A 285-nucleotide genomic window follows, 5' to 3' on the forward strand; every position below is an offset into this window, starting at 1 on the left:
GGCCGGAGGACTACCACGCCCGCATCGACGATCCGGCGCAAGGCATCGACGAGCACACCATCCTGTTCATGCGCGGCGCCGGGCCGGTCGGCTATCCGGGCGGCGCCGAGGTGGTCAACATGCAGCCGCCGGCCTACCTCATCAAGAAGGGCATCCATTCGCTGGCCTGCATCGGCGACGGCCGCCAGTCGGGCACGTCAGGCTCGCCCTCGATCCTCAACGCTTCGCCGGAGGCGGCGATAGGCGGTGGCTTGGCGCTGCTCAAGAGCGGCGACCGCGTCCGTA

The 285-nt window shown here is 69.8% G+C and carries 1 protein-coding gene; it reads left to right on the forward strand.

The features are described 5' to 3' along the window. The coding region (locus EN807_RS34895; RefSeq protein WP_189522716.1) for a dihydroxy-acid dehydratase at window positions 1-285 on the forward strand (285 nt) is incomplete at both ends.

The organism is Mesorhizobium sp. M5C.F.Ca.ET.164.01.1.1, assembly GCF_004792125.1.
GTDB classification, from domain to species: domain Bacteria; phylum Pseudomonadota; class Alphaproteobacteria; order Rhizobiales; family Rhizobiaceae; genus Mesorhizobium; species Mesorhizobium wenxiniae.